The organism is Paracoccus alcaliphilus (assembly GCF_028553725.1).
GTDB lineage: Bacteria > Pseudomonadota > Alphaproteobacteria > Rhodobacterales > Rhodobacteraceae > Paracoccus > Paracoccus alcaliphilus.
In genome coordinates, this window is sequence record NZ_CP067124.1 from 3,527,437 (window position 1) to 3,544,429 (window position 16,993).

Below are 16,993 nucleotides of genomic sequence, written 5' to 3' on the forward strand. Positions count from 1 at the left end.
ATTGTTTGCAAATTTTCTGCATTTTCCTTTCCCATGACGCTCCTGCAGTCTAGCCTGCGTCAAATTCAGCGGAGGGGCGTCATGAAGGACATTCTGCAGGAACTCGAACGTCGGCGCGATGTGGCGCGGCTGGGCGGTGGGCAGCGGCGCATCGACGCTCAGCATGCGCGGGGCAAGCTGACGGCACGCGAAAGAATCGACCTGCTGCTGGACGAGGGCAGCTTCGAGGAATTCGACATGTTCGTCGCCCATCGCAGCACCGATTTCGGGATGGAGACCGACCGCCCCTATGGTGACGGCGTCGTCACCGGCTGGGGCACGATCAATGGCCGGATGGTCTATGTCTTTTCGCAGGATTTCACCGTCTTTGGCGGGTCGCTGTCGGAAACCCATGCGCAGAAGATCTGCAAGATCATGGATATGGCGGTGCAGAACGGCGCCCCGGTGATCGGGCTGAACGATTCGGGCGGCGCGCGCATCCAGGAGGGCGTGGCCAGCCTTGCCGGTTACGCCGACGTGTTCCAGCGCAATATCATGGCCAGCGGCGTGGTGCCGCAGATCAGCGTCATCATGGGACCTTGCGCGGGCGGCGCGGTTTACAGCCCGGCGATGACCGACTTCATCTTCATGGTGAAGGATACCAGCTATATGTTCGTGACCGGCCCCGATGTGGTCAAGACGGTCACGAACGAGGTCGTCACCGCCGAGGAACTGGGCGGCGCCTCGACCCATACCCGGAAATCCTCGGTCGCGGATGGCGCGTTCGAGAACGATGTCGAGGCGCTGACCGAGATCCGTCGCCTGTTCGATTTCCTGCCGCTGAACAACCGCGAAAAGGCCCCCACCCGACCCTTCTTCGACGACCCGGCGCGGATGGAACCCAGTCTGGACACGCTGATTCCCGACAACCCGAACCAGCCCTATGACATGAAAGAACTGATCCAGAAGGTTGCGGATGAGGGCGATTTCTACGAGATCCAGAAGGATTTCGCCGGAAACATCATCACCGGCTTTATCCGCATCGAAGGTCAGACCGTGGGCGTCGTCGCCAACCAGCCGATGGTTCTGGCGGGCTGTCTGGACATCGACAGCTCGCGCAAGGCGGCGCGGTTCGTGCGGTTCTGCGACGCGTTCGAAATTCCGATCCTGACATTCGTCGATGTGCCGGGCTTTCTGCCGGGCACCACGCAGGAATATGGCGGCGTCATCAAGCACGGCGCGAAACTGCTGTTCGCCTATGGCGAGGCGACGGTGCCGAAAGTCACGGTCATCACACGCAAGGCCTATGGCGGAGCCTATGACGTCATGGCCTCGAAACATCTGCGCGGCGATTTCAACTATGCTTGGCCCACGGCGGAAATCGCGGTGATGGGTGCCAAGGGCGCGGTCGAGATCCTTTATCGCAGCGAACTGGGCGATGCGGACAAGATCGCGGCGCGGACGCAGGATTACGAGGACCGCTTTGCCAATCCCTTCGTCGCCGCCGAAAAAGGCTTTATCGACGAGGTGATCCAGCCGCGCTCGACCCGCAAGCGGGTGGCCCGCGCCTTCGCCAGCCTGCGTGGCAAGAAGCTGACGAATCCGTGGAAAAAACACGACAATATTCCTCTGTAACCCACGGAAACGCCATGACGACGCACATCTGCGTGAATGATGCAGCGCCGCCACAGCCCGGCCGCCATCTGCCGCGGGAACTGGCCGCCACCTGTCTGCACTGCGACCGGACCGCTATGATACAGCGTCCGGCACATCAAGAGGCCGGCCCAACCCCGAGCAGTGGTGCGACATCGCACCCGAACTACAGGAGTTTGAATTCATGTCGAAGAAAATCGTTCTCGGCCTCGTCCTGCTGTCCGGTCTGGCCGCGTGCCAGCAACAGCCTGCGGCTGACGTCTATGTCCCGACCGCCCCGGCTGCGACCGCTCCGGCGCCGATCACGACCGAGCCGGTCTATTCCGGCAAATTCGGCTGAGACCAGCCTGATCCTGCACGGGCGGCTTTGCTGCCCGCGCTTGCCCGACCCCTGCGTGACCGAGTTGATCCGTCCGGCGCAGGCAATGGTCGCGCAGACCGCCCTGCCCTGCTATTGCGGCCCTCTGACCCGCGCCCGTCCGGCGCCTGAACACGAGGGCCTGCCATGCTGAAGCATCGCGGATTTCCGGGCCGCCTGCCCGGCACCGATTATCAGTTCACCATCCGCCGCGCGGTCAACAAGAAGGGCGCCACGCCCCTGACCCGGCGCGAACGATTTCGTGACCGCAAGCCCGCCGACAAACGCGCCGACGCGGGTTTTCTGGCGGCGCTGATCCAGCATTTCGGCGACCAGCCATTCGAGCGCGGCAATCTGGACGCGGGCCGCCTGTCATGGCTGCTGGGTCGCGAGGTGGTGGCGGTCGGCACATTGAACCCCACCGATTACGAGCAATTGTTGCAGGTGGACATGACCTGCGCCGAAGCCTCTTTCCCCCAGCTTTTCGCCAGCGACAGCGCCCCGGATTTCGGCTGGGACGACGATGATGCCGACGGTTGGGACGACGACGACGGGACGGGCCGATAATGGGCAATATGCTGCCTAGCACGTTGATGTCACAGCGTTGTCAGTTTGACGCGACGCATCGCCATGCGATAGTCGGGAATGATCGACAACCGGTCCTGCACGGGACCCCTTATACAGGCAAATATTCATGCAGACTTCGCTTTTCACCCGCCTTGCTGGCGGCGCCCTTCTTCTTGTCGGCCTTGCAGCCTGCGATCAGGGCTATGGCACCGCGACCGGCCTGTCGCCGGATGCGCAGCGTGCCGCCGGTGGCGCCCTTGCCGGTGCCGTCGTCGCCAAGGCGCTGGACGAAAACATCGCGACCGGCGCGGCTCTGGGCGCGACTGCTGGTGCGCTGTGTGACGACGCCGGCGTCTGCCAGCGTCGCTACTGATCTTTGCGGATCGGCTGAACCCAAACGGCCGGGGGCGCGTTATGCCCCCACCAAACCAAAGACGGGAAGATCACAATGTCCAAAGTCCTTGCCCTTACCGCGCTTCTGGGCGCGACGGCTGTGGCGGGCTGCACTCAGGGTATCAATCCGACCGATACCGACCGCGCCCTTATCGGTGCCGGTGTCGGCGCGACCGCAGCCCATGTCGGTGGCCATAATGTCGTCAAGGGCGCAGCCATCGGCGGTGCCGCAGGCGCGCTCTGCGACGATTTCCGGCTGTGCCAATAACAATAAACTGATCGCCCGTCCCTTCCGGACGCCGATCCTGTCTGCTGCCGTCCGTGACCCCGTCACGGGCGGCTTTTTCATGTCTGCTGGCCGGGGGGGCCCATGTTCAAGAAAATCCTGATTGCCAACCGGGGCGAGATCGCCTGCCGCGTCATCAAGACCGCCCGCAAGATGGGTATCCAGACCGTCGCCGTCTATTCCGATGCCGACCGCAATGCGCTGCATGTCAAGATGGCCGACGAGGCCGTCCATATCGGCGCGCCCCCCGCCAACCAGTCCTATATCGTGATCGACAAGATCATGGAGGCGATCCGCCAGACCGGGGCCGAGGCCGTCCATCCCGGCTATGGCTTCCTGTCGGAAAACATGAAATTCGCCGAGGCGCTGGAACGTGAAGGCGTGGTCTTTATCGGCCCGCCCAGCCCCGCGATCGAGGCGATGGGCGACAAGATCACCTCGAAAAAACTGGCGCAAGAGGCCGGGGTTTCCACCGTGCCCGGCTATATGGGCCTGATCGCCGATGCCGATGAGGCGGTGAAGATCAGCGACCAGATCGGCTATCCGGTGATGATCAAGGCGTCCGCGGGCGGCGGCGGCAAGGGCATGCGCATCGCATGGAACGCAGATGAGGCGCGCGAGGGGTTCGAGTCGTCGAAAAGCGAGGCCGCGAACAGCTTTGGCGATGACCGCATCTTCATCGAGAAATTCGTGACCCAGCCGCGCCATATCGAAATTCAGGTGCTGGCCGACAAGCTGGGCGGCGCGGTCTATCTGCATGAACGCGAATGCTCAATCCAGCGCCGCAACCAGAAGGTCATCGAAGAGGCCCCCAGCCCGTTTCTGGACGAAGTCACGCGCCGCGCGATGGGCGAACAGGCGGTCGCGCTGGCGCGTGCCGTCGGTTACACCAGCGCCGGCACGGTGGAATTCATCGTCGATGGCGACCGGAATTTCTATTTTCTGGAAATGAACACCCGGCTTCAGGTGGAACACCCGGTCACCGAACTGATCACCGGCATCGATCTGGTCGAACAGATGATCCGGGTCGCGGCGGGCGAACCTCTGCCCTTCGCGCAGGACGATCTGAAGATCAACGGCTGGGCGATGGAAAGCCGCCTTTATGCCGAAGATCCCTATCGCAACTTCCTGCCCTCGATCGGGCGGCTGACCCGCTATCAGCCGCCGGCCGAGGTCGCAGATGACAGCCATGTCGTGCGCAATGACACCGGCGTCTATGAGGGCGGCGAGATCAGCATGTTCTATGACCCGATGATCGCCAAGCTGTGCACATGGGCGCCCACGCGCGGCGCGGCCATCGAGGCGATGCGGGTGGCGCTGGACGAATTCGAGGTCGAGGGGATCGGCCATAACCTGCCCTTCCTGTCGGCGGTGATGGATCACCCGAAATTCGTCTCGGGCGATATCACCACCGCCTTCATCGCCGAGGAATATCCTGACGGTTTCCAAGGCGCCACGCTGCCCGACGCAGAGCTGATCCGCGTTGCCGCCGCCGCCGCCGCGATGCATCGCGTGGCCGAAATCCGCCGCGCCCGCATCACCGGACGGCTGGACAATCACGAACGCCATGTCGGTGAAAACTGGGTGGTTTTCCTTGCCGGGCGCGAATATCCGGTGCGTATCCGTGCCGACCGCGGCGGCTCGACCGTGGATATCGAGGGGCGTGAACTGCGGGTCGAAAGCGACTGGCTGCCGGGCCACACGCTGGCGCGGATGACGGTCGATGGCGCACCTTTGGTGATGAAGACCGACCGCGCCACCAGCGGCTTCCGGCTGCGTCTGCGCGGCGCCGATCTGACGGTGCATGTCCGCCGCCCCCGCGCCGCCGAACTGGCCCGGCTGATGCCCGAAAAGGTCGCGCCGGACACCTCGAAACTGCTGTTGTGCCCGATGCCGGGTCTGGTGGTCAGGATCAATGTCGCGCCGGGCGACGAGGTGCAGGAGGGTCAGGCGCTGGCCACGGTCGAGGCGATGAAGATGGAAAACATCCTGCGCGCCGAACGCAAGGGGCTGGTGAAATCCGTCAATGCCGAAGCCGGGCAAAGCCTGAAGGTCGATGATGTGATCATGGAGTTCGAATGATCCCGAAACGCCACATGACCGGGGCCATCCGATGCTGCGTCTGGGCGCGGATGTGATGACCCCGCTGGACCCCTATGTCAGCCCGCAGGCGCAGCAGGCGATCATCGCCGGGCTGTTCGTCGCGATTGGCTGGTGGGTCGTGGCGTTCCAGAACCGCAAGCGCGCCGCCGATCTGCGGGCCGAGCGCGTGCGCGACGTCCAGCGCGCGCTGTTTGCGGAAATTCGCGCCTATCTGGCGGTGCTGCGCCGTGACGATGTCGCCGCTTATGGCGCCGGGATCGTCGAGCGCATCCTGACCGAGCCGGGCTTTTTCCCCTTCATCCCGACTGAGCGCAATGACGCGATCTTCCGTGCCATCGTGGGCGAAATCCATGTGCTGCCGCGCGACACGGTTGACCCGGTCGTGCTGTATTACAGCCAGCTGAACGCGATTTCCGCGATGATCGAGGATCTGAGGGGGCTGGATGTCGCCAGTATCGGGCCGAAACGCGCGGCCGGAATGTATCGCGACTATATCTCGATGAAGGTCGAGGCGATCGAGATGGGGGATAACGCGCTGGAGGCGATCCGCGCGAATATCGACGGCCGGGCGGACCCGGACGCGGTCAGTAACCCGGCTTCGGGCCGGTCCGGCCGGTGATCGGCGGTGGGTTATAGGATGTGGTGCTCATGCCCGAACCTCCTTGGCGTTACGCTGAATATAGGCGCCCCTGCCGCGGTTTTCAATCGCCGCGGCGGGCGTCACGGCAGAACCGTCGCCCGCCCGATCTCTTGCCGGCGCAACGGGAAACGGTCGATGGCGCGGCTGATCTCGCGCACGTCCCAGGGCAGCGGCTTGCGCTGCTTGACCTGCCCGTCCTTGTCCATCACCACCAGCGAAAAGCCGCGTGGATGCAATTGCTGCCGCCAGATGCTGGAGGCCGCCGGATCGGCATCGGCAATCACCACCACGTCGCGTTCCAGCAACATGGCGGGCTGGCGGCGCAGGGCACGCATCTGTTCGACAAAGGCCGGATCGTCCGGCGTATCGGCAAAGACGACGACCGGGCGCATACGCCACAGGAAATCGGCGGGCGTCACCTCGGCTGCGTCATATTCCAGCTGGGGCGCTTCGGCCTCGTCGCTTTGGGATGGCCCGGCCAGTTCCTCGGGCGAGGCCGGGCGCGCCCTCTCGGCCCGGGGCGTGATGGTCTGCGGCTCGGGCGGCGGCGCGTCGCGCGACGGGCCCATGGCGGCCAGCGCCATGACGATCATCAGGAATTTCAGTTTCATAGGCACCTCGTCTCTTATTGAATATAGGGCGTGGGCGCCAAGGGGAAAGGACGGATCATGACGAAACCGACGCTGGAGGAATGGCGGGCAGTTGCCAGCAAAGAGCTGAAGGGCAAAGACCCCGAAAGCCTGAACTGGGAAACGCTGGAGGGAATCACCGTCAAGCCGCTTTATACCCAGGCCGATTGCGCCGGGATGCAGCATCTGGACAGCCTGCCGGGCCTTGCCCCCTTTACCCGCGGCCCGCGCGCCACGATGTATGCCGGACGGCCGTGGACGATCCGCCAATATGCGGGCTTTTCGACGGCCGAGGAATCCAACGCCTTTTACCGCAAGGCGCTGGCCGCCGGTCAGCAGGGCGTGTCGGTCGCCTTCGATCTGGCGACGCATCGCGGCTATGACAGCGATCATCCGCGCGTCGTGGGCGACGTGGGCAAGGCAGGCGTGGCCATCGATTCGGTCGAGGACATGAAGATCCTGTTCGACGGCATCCCGCTGGACCGGGTGTCGGTCTCGATGACGATGAATGGCGCGGTGATCCCGATCCTGGCCAATTTCATCGTCACGGGCGAGGAACAGGGCCATTCGCGCAGCGTGCTGTCGGGCACCATCCAGAACGACATCCTCAAGGAGTTCATGGTCCGCAACACCTATATCTATCCGCCCGAACCCTCCATGCGGATCATTTCGGACATCATCGAATATACGTCGAATGAGATGCCGAAATTCAACTCGATCTCGATCTCCGGCTATCACATGCAAGAGGCCGGGGCGAATCTGGTGCAGGAACTGGCCTATACGCTGGCCGACGGGCGCGAATATGTGCGTGCGGCGCTGGCTGCGGGCATGGATGTGGACAAATTCGCCGGGCGGCTTTCGTTCTTCTTCGCCATCGGCATGAATTTCTTCATGGAAATCGCGAAACTGCGGGCTGCGCGGATGCTGTGGCACCGGATCATGTCGGAGTTCAACCCGAAGAAGGAAGGCAGCCTGATGCTGCGCACCCATTGCCAGACCTCGGGCGTCAGCTTGCAGGAACAGGATCCCTATAACAACGTGATCCGCACCGCCTATGAGGCGATGTCGGCAGCCCTTGGCGGCACCCAGTCGCTGCATACCAACGCGCTGGACGAGGCCATCGCCCTGCCCACCGAATTTTCGGCGCGCATCGCCCGCAACACCCAGCTGATCCTGCAAGAGGAAACCGGCATCACCCATGTCGTCGATCCGCTGGCCGGGTCCTATTACATCGAGAACCTGACCGCCCAACTGGCCGATGAGGCGTGGAAGCTGATCGAAGAGGTCGAGGAACTGGGAGGAATGACCAAAGCCGTCGCCAGCGGCATGCCCAAACTGCGGATCGAGGAAACCGCCGCCCGCCGTCAGGCCATGATCGACCGCGGCGAAGAGGTGATCGTCGGCGTCAACAAGTACCGCAAGGACAGGGAAGACCCGATCGACATCCTCGATATCGACAACATGAAGGTGCGCGATTCGCAGATCGCGCGCCTTCAGCGCATTCGCGAAACCCGTGACGAATCCGCCTGTCAGGCGGCGCTGAATGAGCTCAGCCGCCGCGCCGAACAGGGCGGCAACCTGCTGGAGGCCGCCGTCGAGGCCGCCCGCGCCCGTGCATCAGTCGGAGAAATCAGCATGGCGATGGAAAAGGAATTCGGACGCCACCGGGCCGAGGTCAAGACGCTGGCCGGTGTCTATGGCGCGGCCTATGAAGGCGACGAAGGCTTTGCCCAGATCCAGCGCGACGTCGAAACCTTCGCCGCCGAGGAAGGCCGCCGCCCCCGGATGCTGGTGGTCAAGATGGGTCAGGACGGCCATGACCGCGGCGCCAAGGTGATCGCCACCGCCTTCGCAGATATCGGCTTTGACGTCGATGTGGGCCCGCTGTTCCAGACGCCCGAAGAGGCCGCGCAGGACGCCGTGGACAACGACGTTCATGTGGTCGGCATCAGTTCGCAGGCCGCCGGTCACAAGACCCTGGCCCCGAAACTGATCGAGGCACTGAAAGCCCAGGGCGCGGGCGACATCCTGGTGATCTGCGGCGGCGTCATCCCGCAACAGGATTACGACTTTCTGCGCAAGGCCGGGGTCAAGGCAATCTTCGGCCCCGGCACAAACATCCCCGCCGCCGCCGCCGACATCCTGCGCCTGATCCGCGAATCACGCGCCGCCTGAACGCCACTCATCGCACCTTGCGTCCCGCGATCGCTGGGGGCTGTCGGCCCCCAGACCCCCGAGGATATTTGCACACCAAAGATGAACAAAGCGGAGGCTCGTCGCGGCCGCGCTATCTTTGGTGAATAAATATCCTCGGGGTGAATTGGCCGCAGGCCAAGAGGGGGCGGACAGCCCCTTCATCCGCCATCTGGTCTGGTCGGATCAGTCAGGTGCGGATCGCGCCGTCACCCGTCACCAGATATTTGAAGCTGGTCAGTTGCTCGGCGCCCACAGGGCCGCGTGCATGCATCTTGCCGGTCGCGATACCGATCTCGGCGCCCATTCCGAACTCTCCGCCATCGGCGAACTGGGTCGATGCGTTGCGCATCAGGATGGCACTGTCCAGTCCGGCGAAGAATCGCGCGGCGGTCGCGTCATTCGCTGTCAGAATCGATTCGGTATGCTGGCTGCCGTGGCGGCGGATATGGGCGATGGCCTCATCCACACCGTCAACCAACCGGGTCGCGATGATCATGTCCAGAAATTCGCGCCCGAAATCATCCGCTGTAGCGCCGACCGTGCCGGGAATTTTGGCCAGTTCACCCTCGGCGCGGACCTCGACGCCTGCGCCCAGCAGATCCTCGATCAGCGTGGCACCGTATCGGGTGTAGAACTGCCAGTCGATGAGCAGGCATTCGGCCGCGCCGCAGATTCCGGTTCTTCGGGTCTTGGCGTTCAGCACCACGCGGCGCGCCATTTCGGGATCGGCGTCGCGATCGACATAGATGTGGCAGATGCCCTCGAGATGCGCGAAGACCGGCACCCGCGCCTCGGATTGCACCAGTCCGACCAGACCCTTGCCGCCGCGCGGGATGATCACATCGATCAACCCCTGCGCCTGCAACATCGCGCTGACTGCCGCACGCTCGCGCGTGGGCACAAGCTGGATCGCCGTCCGGGGCAGGCCTGCCTGACGCAGGCCCTCGGCCATGCAGGCATGGATCGCCATCGAGGAGTTCAGGCTTTCCGAGCCGCCACGCAGAATGACCGCATTACCGGATTTAAGCGCCAGCGCACCCGCATCGGCGGTCACGTTGGGGCGGCTTTCATAGATCACCCCAATCACACCGATGGGCGTCCGCACTCGCTGGATATGCAGTCCGTTCGGACGGTCCCATTCGGCGATGATCTCTCCCACTGGGTCGGGCTGTTCGGCCACGGCGCGCAACCCATCCTCGATCCCGCGCAGGCGGTCCTCGTCCAGCCGCAGGCGGTCCATCATCGCATCGCTCAGACCCTTGTCGCGCCCGAATTGCAGATCGCTGGCGTTCGCTTCGAGGATGTCCGGCAGGCGCTTGCGGATCTCATGCGCCGCGCCGATCAGCGCGGCGTGCTTCCGCTCTGGCGTGGCCTGCGCAAGCTCGATCGCGGCTGCACGCGCAGCCTCGCCCATCTTCGCAATCAATGCCTCGGCTTCGTTCATATCCTTCATGGTTCCGTCCGCCTGAATCCGATCTTTGCGCGCTGTCCCTGCCGCATATGGTTGCATAACCAATCCCGTCACGAAACAGGAGTCCCGAATCGGCGCCATTGCTTTGGCGGGATAACCCGATCCGAGCATCATCGCCGATAGTGATTCCGCCAACGATGCAGGCACCAGTGGAAATATCGACGGGATTGCCGATCGCCGACATATTTCGGCCATCCATCGCCGGTCACCCCACACCAATGGTCACATGCGGAAACACGGTGCAGTTGCGGCCGATGACCGCGTCGGGTGAAACTCGATATCACGGAGGTTGTCAGTCAAATCGCCATCATCCATTCACCAGGTTCAAAATGCCCAACTTCGGCAGCACCGTCACGAAGATGTTGATGGTTAAACGACTGCGGCAGCGCCGGGCGTCACAGTCCGGCATCCTCCTCCAGATCCAACATGATATTGAGGTTCTGGACCGCCGCGCCCGAAGCCCCCTTGCCCAGATTATCCAGCACCGCGACGACCGTGGCGCAGCCATTGTCGTCATCGCCATGCACGCTGAGCCGCATGTTGTTGGTGCCGTTCATGTCGGTGGGCACGATCCTTGCGCCGATCTCCTCGGCCCGGACGACCTGAACGAACTGCTCGCCCGCGTAATGATCGGCCAGGGCCTCGAACAGGGACTGCACCGTGCGCTCGTCATCCAGATGCAGGGGCAGTTGCACCGCCATGCCCTGAGCAAAATTCCCGGCCGAGGGCGCAAAGACCGGCTGTACCCGCAGCCCGGTGTGAACCATGATCTCGGGGATGTGCTTGTGCCGCTGGTTCAGCCCATAGACGAAATGATCCGGCGCGCTGCCGTCCTCATATTCCGCGATCAGCGCCTTGCCGCCGCCGGTATAGCCGCTGACGGCATTGATCGACAGATACTCATCCTCCGCGATCAGCCCCGCCGCGATCAGCGGCGCGATCATCGCGATCGAGCCGGTGGAATAGCAGCCCGGATTGCTGACCAGATCCGCCCCGGCGATCAGATCGCGCTGATCGGCGCTCAGTTCCGCAAAGCCGAAGGTCCAGCGTTCATCCACCCGATGCGCGGTCGAGGCGTCGATCAGCCGCACATCCAGATCGCGCGTCAGCTCCACCGCCTCGCGCGCGGCATCATCAGGCAGGCACAGGATCGCCACATCTGCCTGCGCAAAGGCGTCGCGGCGTGCATCGGCATCCTTGCGGCGCGCGGGGTCGATCCGGATCAGCCCGATATCCTCGCGCGTTTCCAGACGCTCGCGGATCTGAAGACCCGTCGTTCCAACCTCGCCATCGATGAAGACACTGTATTCCATTGCCGAAAACCTCCGCGATCACCCCGTCTTATAGGGCGTTTCACGCAGAGTGCCAATCGGCGGCCGTTTCAAATCGAGCATATTTCCGAACGGGTCAGGAACCGCTTTTCGCGCCCGTTATCCAGGCTGAACATGCCGCCCCGGCCCGGCACCACATCAATGATCAGATCGGTATGTTTCCACGCCTCATACTGACTGGCCGAGATATAGAAGGGCGCGCCGCCAATCTCGCCCAGCTTCACATCTCTCTCGCCGACCCTGAAATCGCCCTGCGGATAGCACATCGGCGACGACCCGTCGCAGCAACCGCCCGACTGGTGAAACAGCACCGGCCCATGATCGGCCACGATTTCGGCAATCAGTTCCAGCGCCGCAGCTGTGGCAGTGACAGTTCCCATCTTTCCATTCCTCCCCGGCCCGGCTGCAATCTCTGGTGCGAAAATATCCCGCGGGGGGTGCGGGGGGCGCGAAGCCCCCCGCCGCCGTCCTCAGAAGAAGCCCAGCTTCTTCGGGCTATAGCTGACCAGCATGTTCTTGGTCTGCTGATAGTGGTCCAGCATCATCTTGTGCGTCTCGCGCCCGATGCCCGACTGCTTGTAGCCGCCAAAGGCCGCATGCGCCGGATAGGCGTGATAGCAGTTGGTCCAGACCCGGCCCGCCTTGATCGCGCGGCCAAAGCGATAGCAGGTATTGGCATCGCGCGACCACACGCCCGAGCCAAGGCCATACAGCGTGTCATTGGCGATCGACAGCGCCTCGTCATGGTCCTTGAAGGTGGTCACCGACACGACCGGGCCGAAGATTTCCTCCTGGAAGACCCGCATCTTGTTGTTGCCGCGGAACACGGTCGGCTTGATGTAGTAACCGCTGGACAACTCGCCGCCCAGATCGGCCGCCTCACCGCCGGTCAGCACCTCGGCACCTTCCTTGCGGCCGATGTCGAAATAGGAAAGGATCTTCTCCTTCTGTTCGCTCGACGCCTGCGCGCCGATCATCGTGGCGGCGTCGCGCGGGTCGCCCTGGGTGATCGCCTCGACCCGTTTCAGCGCCCGTTCCATGAACCTGTCATAGATCGATTCGTGGATCAGCGCGCGCGACGGGCAGGTGCAGACCTCGCCCTGATTCAGCGCGAACATCACAAAGCCCTCGATGGCTTTGTCAAAGTAATCGTCATCCTCGCGCGTGACATCCTCGAAGAAGATGTTGGGCGACTTGCCACCCAGTTCCAGCGTCACCGGAATCAGGTTTTCGCTGGCATATTGCATGATCAGCCGCCCGGTGGTGGTTTCCCCGGTAAAGGCGATCTTGGCGATGCGCGGATTGCTGGCCAGCGGCTTGCCGGCCTCAAGCCCGAAGCCGTTGACGATGTTCAGCACGCCCGGCGGCAGCAGGTCGCCGATCACATCCATCAGCACCATGATGCTGGCAGGCGTCTGTTCCGCCGGTTTCATAACCACGCAGTTGCCCGCCGCCAGCGCAGGCGCCAGCTTCCAGCAGGCCATCAGCAGCGGAAAGTTCCACGGGATGATCTGACCCACGACGCCAAGCGGTTCGTGGAAGTGATAGGCCACGGTGTCGTTGTCGATCTCGGAAATCGAGCCTTCCTGCCCCCGCAGCACACCCGCGAAGTAACGGAAATGGTCGATCGCCAGCGGCACATCGGCGGCCATCGTCTCGCGGATCGGCTTGCCGTTGTCCCATGTCTCGGCGGCGGCCAGCAGTTCCAGGTTCTGCTCCATCCGGTCGGCGATCTTCAGCAGCACGCCCGAACGCTCGGCGACCGAGGCCTGGCCCCATTTGTCCTTGGCGGCATGGGCAGCGTCCAGCGCCGCCTCGATATCGGCGGCATCGGAACGCGCGATCTCGCCGATCTCGCCGCCGGTGATCGGGGTGATATTGGTGAAATAGCGGCCCGATTTCGGCGCGACCCATTGTCCGCCGATAAAGTTGTCGTAACGGCTGGCAAAGGGCATCACGCCCACGCCCTTGAATTCATGCGTCTGGTCGTTCGGCATTGTCGTCCTCCTCATTTTGTCGTCCGGCCTCTCCCTGACCGGTCTGGGAAACAGCTTGGGGCAAGGGGCGCGCAAATCAACGTCCTTGCCCGGGCGACAGCGCCAACCTGTCTCAGCGATGAGACAGATCGGGGATCATTTCCTGTTCAGCCCCAGCCGCGCCATCCGGCGATAGAGCGTCGCCCGCCCCACCCCCAGCGCCCGCGCGGCGGCCGAGATATTGCCCCCCGCCCGCGTCAGCGCGCGGGTGACGGCGGCGCGTTCGGCCCGGTCAAAGCCTGACAGGTCATCCTCGCGCCCCAGCAAGTCCGCCGCCGGGCGGGGGCGGATCGCGCCCTCGCGTTCCAGCCCGAAGGCACGGCGGGCGGCGCGGGTGGCGCCGATGGCGATGTCGTCCTTGTCAACGGCCAGCAGGGCGGCGGCCTCCTGCGCCTCGTCGCCGGTGACGACGATCCGCGCATCGGGAAAGCTGGCGCGAAAGAACACCGATTCGATGGCGCGGGCGGTCTGCGCCACCTGCGCCCCGATCAGCCGGTTATAGTGGACGGTCTGATCGGCCCGCGCGCTGCTGACGTCCAGCGCCGCGATCAGCCGCCCGTCAGGACCCCAGATCGGCGCGTCGATACAGGACATGCCGATATTGCGGGTCGAGAAATGTTCGTCGCGATGGATGATCAGATGCCTGCCCTCGACCAGACAGGTGCCGATGCCATTGGTGCCCTGCACCGCCTCGGACCAGTTCGCACCCTGCCACAGACCCCAGTCGCGGAACTGCCGGGCATCCGCCTCGGCCACGCGCTGATCCAGCACCAGCCCATCCGCATCGGTCAGCAGCACATTGCAGCCCGACAGCCCGACCAGACTGTAAAGCCGGTCCAGCTGCGGTCCGGCAAGGCGCAGGAACTCTTCCATCGCTTCGCGGCGCTGGGACAGTTCGGCACCGCTGGCCCGGTCCGGTTGCCGCCGGTCGCCAGGATCCAGCCCGTGTTTCAGCATCGAGCGCCGCCACGATGCGGTCAGGGCCGATGTCGCGACCCTGCTTTGCGATTGTTCCACCACAAGATCCGTGTGGTTGCGTGCCGTCATGATTCCCCCCGGTGACCGAGAGTATAGCAAGGAATCGCCGCGATGGCTTACGACTTTGGTCGAGATCGGCGGCCCGGCCCCCTACCCTTCGATGATCAGGACCTGCCACGGCTCCAGTCCCGCGGCTTCATCGTCCGACAGATTGGCGCGGATCAGCAGGCTCTGGACATTGTCCTGACGGCGAAAGCTGAGGACAGGCCCCTCCGCGACCATTCCGAATTGCCGCCCGCCGCGCAATGCACTGTGCTTGCGGCGCAGGCCGATCGCCCATCGGTAATGATGCAGCACCGATTGCGCATCGGCCTCTTGCCCGACGACGGTGCGTTGCAGATGCGTATGCGGCACCGGCAGCCATGGCTGACTGGTCGAAAAGCCGCCATTAACGCCCATATCCCAGACCATCGGCGTGCGGCAGCCGTCGCGGCCCCTGTATTCGGGCCAGAACTCGATGCCATAAGGGTCGCGCAGTTCCTCGAAGGTCAGTTCGGCCTCGGGCAGGCCCAGTTCTTCGCCCTGATACAGACAGACCGAGCCGCGCAGGCACAGCATCACCGTGGCATAGGCCTTGGCTGCCCGGTCATCCAGATTCCAGCGGCTGACATGGCGCATCACGTCATGGTTCGACATCGCCCAGCAGGGCCATGAATTGGGCGCGTTCTGGTCCAGATGCTCGAAGACCTCGGCGATCCGCTGCGCGGGCAGATCATCGCCGGACAGGAAATCGAAGACATAGGACATCTGCACCCGGCCCGGCACGCCGGTATATTCCTCCAGCAGTTCCAGCGCGCGTTCGCTGTCGCCGATCTCGCCCACCACGGCGGCGCCATAGGGCGCGATCAGCCGCGCGAACTGTTCCAGAAATTCCAGATTCTCGGGCTGGGATTTGTCGTGACGATGGCTTTGATGGTTATAGGGATTGACCGCCGGGGCCGTATCCGTCTTGCGCAATTCGGGCGGCAGCGCCGGGTTGTCGCGCAGCTGCGCATCGTGGAAATAATAGTTGACCGTATCCAGACGGAACCCGTCCACACCCTTGTCCAGCCAGAACCTGGCCACGTCCAGCAACGCCTCCTGCACCTCGGGATTGTGGAAGTTCAGGTCCGGCTGCTGCACCAGAAAATTATGCATGTAATATTGTTCGCGCCGGGAATCCCACTGCCACGCGCTGCCGCCGAACTGTGCCAGCCAGTTGTTGGGCACGGTGCCGTCGGGCTTGGGATCGGACCAGACATACCAATCCGCCTTGGCGTTGTCGCGGCTGGTGCGGCTTTCGCGAAACCACGGATGGCGGTCCGAGGTATGCGACAGCACAAGGTCGATCATCACCTTCAGTCCCAGCTCATGCGCGCGCTCGATCAGCCAGTCGAAGTCATCCATCGTGCCGAACAGCGGGTCGATGCCGCGATAATCGCTGACGTCATAGCCGTAATCCTTCATCGGCGAGGTAAAGAAGGGCGACACCCAGACCGCATCCACCCCCAGCGAGGCGATATAGGGCAGACGCTGCGCGATCCCGGCCAGATCGCCGATCCCGTCGCCGGTCGTGTCCTGAAAGCTGCGCGGATAGATCTGATAAATGACCCCGCCCTTCCACCAGTCGTTTGTCATATCCTTCATTCATCCACCTTTCCGCTGCACAGAGGACCCGACGGGACAACCGTTCCAGTTAAAGACCCCGCTGGCCGGAATGGAACTTCCGGGGCATCAATTCCGGTTCACAGCCCGGTCATATCCGCATATTCGCGCATATTGCCGGGCAAAACGGCTGTTATCCCATCACGTTCCCGCCCCTGATCGCGTGGAGCGATGCGAAAACCCGGCCAGACACCCTCATGCCGACATTGTGACCAAAGGGTCAACCAGCCCGCGCCGCTGAAGTCCGCAAGCAGCGCCCGAATTGCCGGTTTCCCCGCAATGCCCTGATTCGTGGGCATGGTTCAGGCGGGGGTGCTGGTCGCCAGACACACCGGATCGCCGTGTTTTTGCCTCTGTTCCGGGGTTGTTGCCAAAGGGATACGGGGGATTTTCCCCGTAAATTACGACGAATGTCTGCTTGACCCGCAGCGGGGCTGCACTACATTTATTCAAGTTGCGAAAGCGACACCCATGGCATGGAGGAGGAAAAGCATGGCTTGGACCAAACCGACCCTTAAGGAAATCGCCTGCGGCATGGAAATCAATATGTATGCCCCGGCCGAGGACGAACCGGTTCTGTTCTGATCTGACTTGAGCAGAACTCTGGACTGATGCCCCGTCCGAAAGCTTCGGGCGGGGTGTTTTCGTCTGATCCGGCAGTCAGCCCGA

16 protein-coding genes are annotated in these 16,993 nt (G+C 63.4%); 9 read left to right on the forward strand and 7 right to left on the reverse strand.

Going from position 1 to position 16,993, the window contains the following annotated elements; genetic code table 11:
* Positions 1 to 81 precede the first annotated feature (81 nt).
* From JHW40_RS18260 to JHW40_RS18290, 7 genes are all read left to right on the forward strand, one after another.
* Complete coding sequence (locus tag JHW40_RS18260; protein WP_090612956.1) at positions 82 to 1,614, forward strand: acyl-CoA carboxylase subunit beta; 1,533 nt, start codon at positions 82 to 84, stop codon at positions 1,612 to 1,614.
* A 202-nt stretch (positions 1,615 to 1,816) separates the two neighbouring features.
* Positions 1,817 to 1,972 carry a hypothetical protein gene (locus tag JHW40_RS18265; protein ID WP_170851832.1) on the forward strand — a complete coding sequence of 52 codons (156 nt, stop codon included), beginning with the start codon at positions 1,817 to 1,819 and terminating at the stop codon, positions 1,970 to 1,972.
* 165 nt (positions 1,973 to 2,137) lie between these two features.
* A complete protein-coding gene (locus JHW40_RS18270) occupies positions 2,138 to 2,557 on the forward strand; it encodes a hypothetical protein (RefSeq protein ID WP_090612958.1) in 420 nt (139 codons plus the stop codon).
* Between the two features lie 127 nt (positions 2,558 to 2,684).
* On the forward strand, positions 2,685 to 2,930 hold the full coding sequence (locus tag JHW40_RS18275; protein WP_090612960.1) for a hypothetical protein: 246 nt from the start codon (positions 2,685 to 2,687) through the stop codon (positions 2,928 to 2,930).
* 75 nt (positions 2,931 to 3,005) lie between these two features.
* The gene (locus JHW40_RS18280) at positions 3,006 to 3,218 is read left to right on the forward strand and encodes a hypothetical protein (RefSeq protein WP_090612963.1); all 213 of its coding nucleotides are present in this window, start codon (positions 3,006 to 3,008) and stop codon (positions 3,216 to 3,218) included.
* Between the two features lie 102 nt (positions 3,219 to 3,320).
* A complete protein-coding gene (locus JHW40_RS18285) occupies positions 3,321 to 5,318 on the forward strand; it encodes an acetyl-CoA carboxylase biotin carboxylase subunit (protein WP_090612965.1) in 1,998 nt (665 codons plus the stop codon).
* A gap of 31 nt (positions 5,319 to 5,349) precedes the next feature.
* Positions 5,350 to 5,958, forward strand: a complete 609-nt coding sequence (locus tag JHW40_RS18290) for a hypothetical protein (RefSeq protein WP_090612968.1) — start codon at positions 5,350 to 5,352, stop codon at positions 5,956 to 5,958.
* Positions 5,959 to 6,059: 101 nt separating this feature from the next.
* On the opposite strand, the gene JHW40_RS18295 is transcribed toward JHW40_RS18290, so the two are convergent.
* The gene (locus JHW40_RS18295; RefSeq protein WP_090612971.1) at positions 6,060 to 6,590 is read right to left on the reverse strand and encodes a DUF4174 domain-containing protein; all 531 of its coding nucleotides are present in this window, start codon (positions 6,588 to 6,590) and stop codon (positions 6,060 to 6,062) included.
* 57 nt (positions 6,591 to 6,647) lie between these two features.
* On the opposite strand from JHW40_RS18295, the gene scpA reads away from it, so the two are divergent.
* Positions 6,648 to 8,783: a methylmalonyl-CoA mutase gene (gene scpA / locus JHW40_RS18300; protein ID WP_090612973.1), complete on the forward strand. Its 2,136-nt coding sequence runs from the start codon at positions 6,648 to 6,650 to the stop codon at positions 8,781 to 8,783.
* A gap of 208 nt (positions 8,784 to 8,991) precedes the next feature.
* On the opposite strand, the gene JHW40_RS18305 is transcribed toward scpA, so the two are convergent.
* From JHW40_RS18305 to JHW40_RS18330, 6 genes are all read right to left on the reverse strand, one after another.
* Positions 8,992 to 10,248, reverse strand: coding sequence for a glutamate-5-semialdehyde dehydrogenase (locus tag JHW40_RS18305; protein WP_419182478.1), 1,257 nt, complete (start codon positions 10,246 to 10,248; stop codon positions 8,992 to 8,994).
* 422 nt (positions 10,249 to 10,670) lie between these two features.
* Entirely contained in the window at positions 10,671 to 11,588 is a 918-nt protein-coding gene (argC, locus tag JHW40_RS18310) for an N-acetyl-gamma-glutamyl-phosphate reductase (protein WP_090612977.1), read from the reverse strand.
* Positions 11,589 to 11,656: 68 nt separating this feature from the next.
* Positions 11,657 to 11,986 (reverse strand): DUF779 domain-containing protein, encoded by a 330-nt coding sequence (locus JHW40_RS18315; RefSeq protein WP_090612979.1) that lies wholly within the window; start codon positions 11,984 to 11,986, stop codon positions 11,657 to 11,659.
* 90 nt (positions 11,987 to 12,076) lie between these two features.
* Entirely contained in the window at positions 12,077 to 13,603 is a 1,527-nt protein-coding gene (gene adh, locus JHW40_RS18320) for an aldehyde dehydrogenase (RefSeq protein ID WP_090612981.1), read from the reverse strand.
* A gap of 135 nt (positions 13,604 to 13,738) precedes the next feature.
* Positions 13,739 to 14,689, reverse strand: coding sequence for a GAF domain-containing protein (locus tag JHW40_RS18325; protein ID WP_244519221.1), 951 nt, complete (start codon positions 14,687 to 14,689; stop codon positions 13,739 to 13,741).
* Between the two features lie 81 nt (positions 14,690 to 14,770).
* The gene (locus JHW40_RS18330; RefSeq protein ID WP_090612984.1) at positions 14,771 to 16,306 is read right to left on the reverse strand and encodes an alpha-amylase family glycosyl hydrolase; all 1,536 of its coding nucleotides are present in this window, start codon (positions 16,304 to 16,306) and stop codon (positions 14,771 to 14,773) included.
* 510 nt (positions 16,307 to 16,816) lie between these two features.
* Between JHW40_RS18330 and pqqA the strand changes: the two genes are divergently transcribed.
* Positions 16,817 to 16,909 carry a pyrroloquinoline quinone precursor peptide PqqA gene (gene pqqA, locus JHW40_RS18335; protein ID WP_076522366.1) on the forward strand — a complete coding sequence of 31 codons (93 nt, stop codon included), beginning with the start codon at positions 16,817 to 16,819 and terminating at the stop codon, positions 16,907 to 16,909.
* The last annotated feature ends 84 nt before the right edge of the window (positions 16,910 to 16,993 follow it).

Coding starts and splice junctions, on each gene's coding strand:
- JHW40_RS18260 (WP_090612956.1), top strand. CDS start 82: ATGAAGGACATTCTGCAGGAACTCGAACGTCGGCGCGATGTGGCGCGG.
- JHW40_RS18265 (WP_170851832.1), top strand. CDS start 1,817: ATGTCGAAGAAAATCGTTCTCGGCCTCGTCCTGCTGTCCGGTCTGGCC.
- JHW40_RS18270 (WP_090612958.1), top strand. CDS start 2,138: ATGCTGAAGCATCGCGGATTTCCGGGCCGCCTGCCCGGCACCGATTAT.
- JHW40_RS18275 (WP_090612960.1), top strand. CDS start 2,685: ATGCAGACTTCGCTTTTCACCCGCCTTGCTGGCGGCGCCCTTCTTCTT.
- JHW40_RS18280 (WP_090612963.1), top strand. CDS start 3,006: ATGTCCAAAGTCCTTGCCCTTACCGCGCTTCTGGGCGCGACGGCTGTG.
- JHW40_RS18285 (WP_090612965.1), top strand. CDS start 3,321: ATGTTCAAGAAAATCCTGATTGCCAACCGGGGCGAGATCGCCTGCCGC.
- JHW40_RS18290 (WP_090612968.1), top strand. CDS start 5,350: ATGCTGCGTCTGGGCGCGGATGTGATGACCCCGCTGGACCCCTATGTC.
- JHW40_RS18295 (WP_090612971.1), bottom strand. CDS start 6,590: ATGAAACTGAAATTCCTGATGATCGTCATGGCGCTGGCCGCCATGGGC.
- scpA (WP_090612973.1), top strand. CDS start 6,648: ATGACGAAACCGACGCTGGAGGAATGGCGGGCAGTTGCCAGCAAAGAG.
- JHW40_RS18305 (WP_419182478.1), bottom strand. CDS start 10,248: ATGAACGAAGCCGAGGCATTGATTGCGAAGATGGGCGAGGCTGCGCGT.
- argC (WP_090612977.1), bottom strand. CDS start 11,588: ATGGAATACAGTGTCTTCATCGATGGCGAGGTTGGAACGACGGGTCTT.
- JHW40_RS18315 (WP_090612979.1), bottom strand. CDS start 11,986: ATGGGAACTGTCACTGCCACAGCTGCGGCGCTGGAACTGATTGCCGAA.
- adh (WP_090612981.1), bottom strand. CDS start 13,603: ATGCCGAACGACCAGACGCATGAATTCAAGGGCGTGGGCGTGATGCCC.
- JHW40_RS18325 (WP_244519221.1), bottom strand. CDS start 14,689: ATGACGGCACGCAACCACACGGATCTTGTGGTGGAACAATCGCAAAGC.
- JHW40_RS18330 (WP_090612984.1), bottom strand. CDS start 16,306: ATGAAGGATATGACAAACGACTGGTGGAAGGGCGGGGTCATTTATCAG.
- pqqA (WP_076522366.1), top strand. CDS start 16,817: ATGGCTTGGACCAAACCGACCCTTAAGGAAATCGCCTGCGGCATGGAA.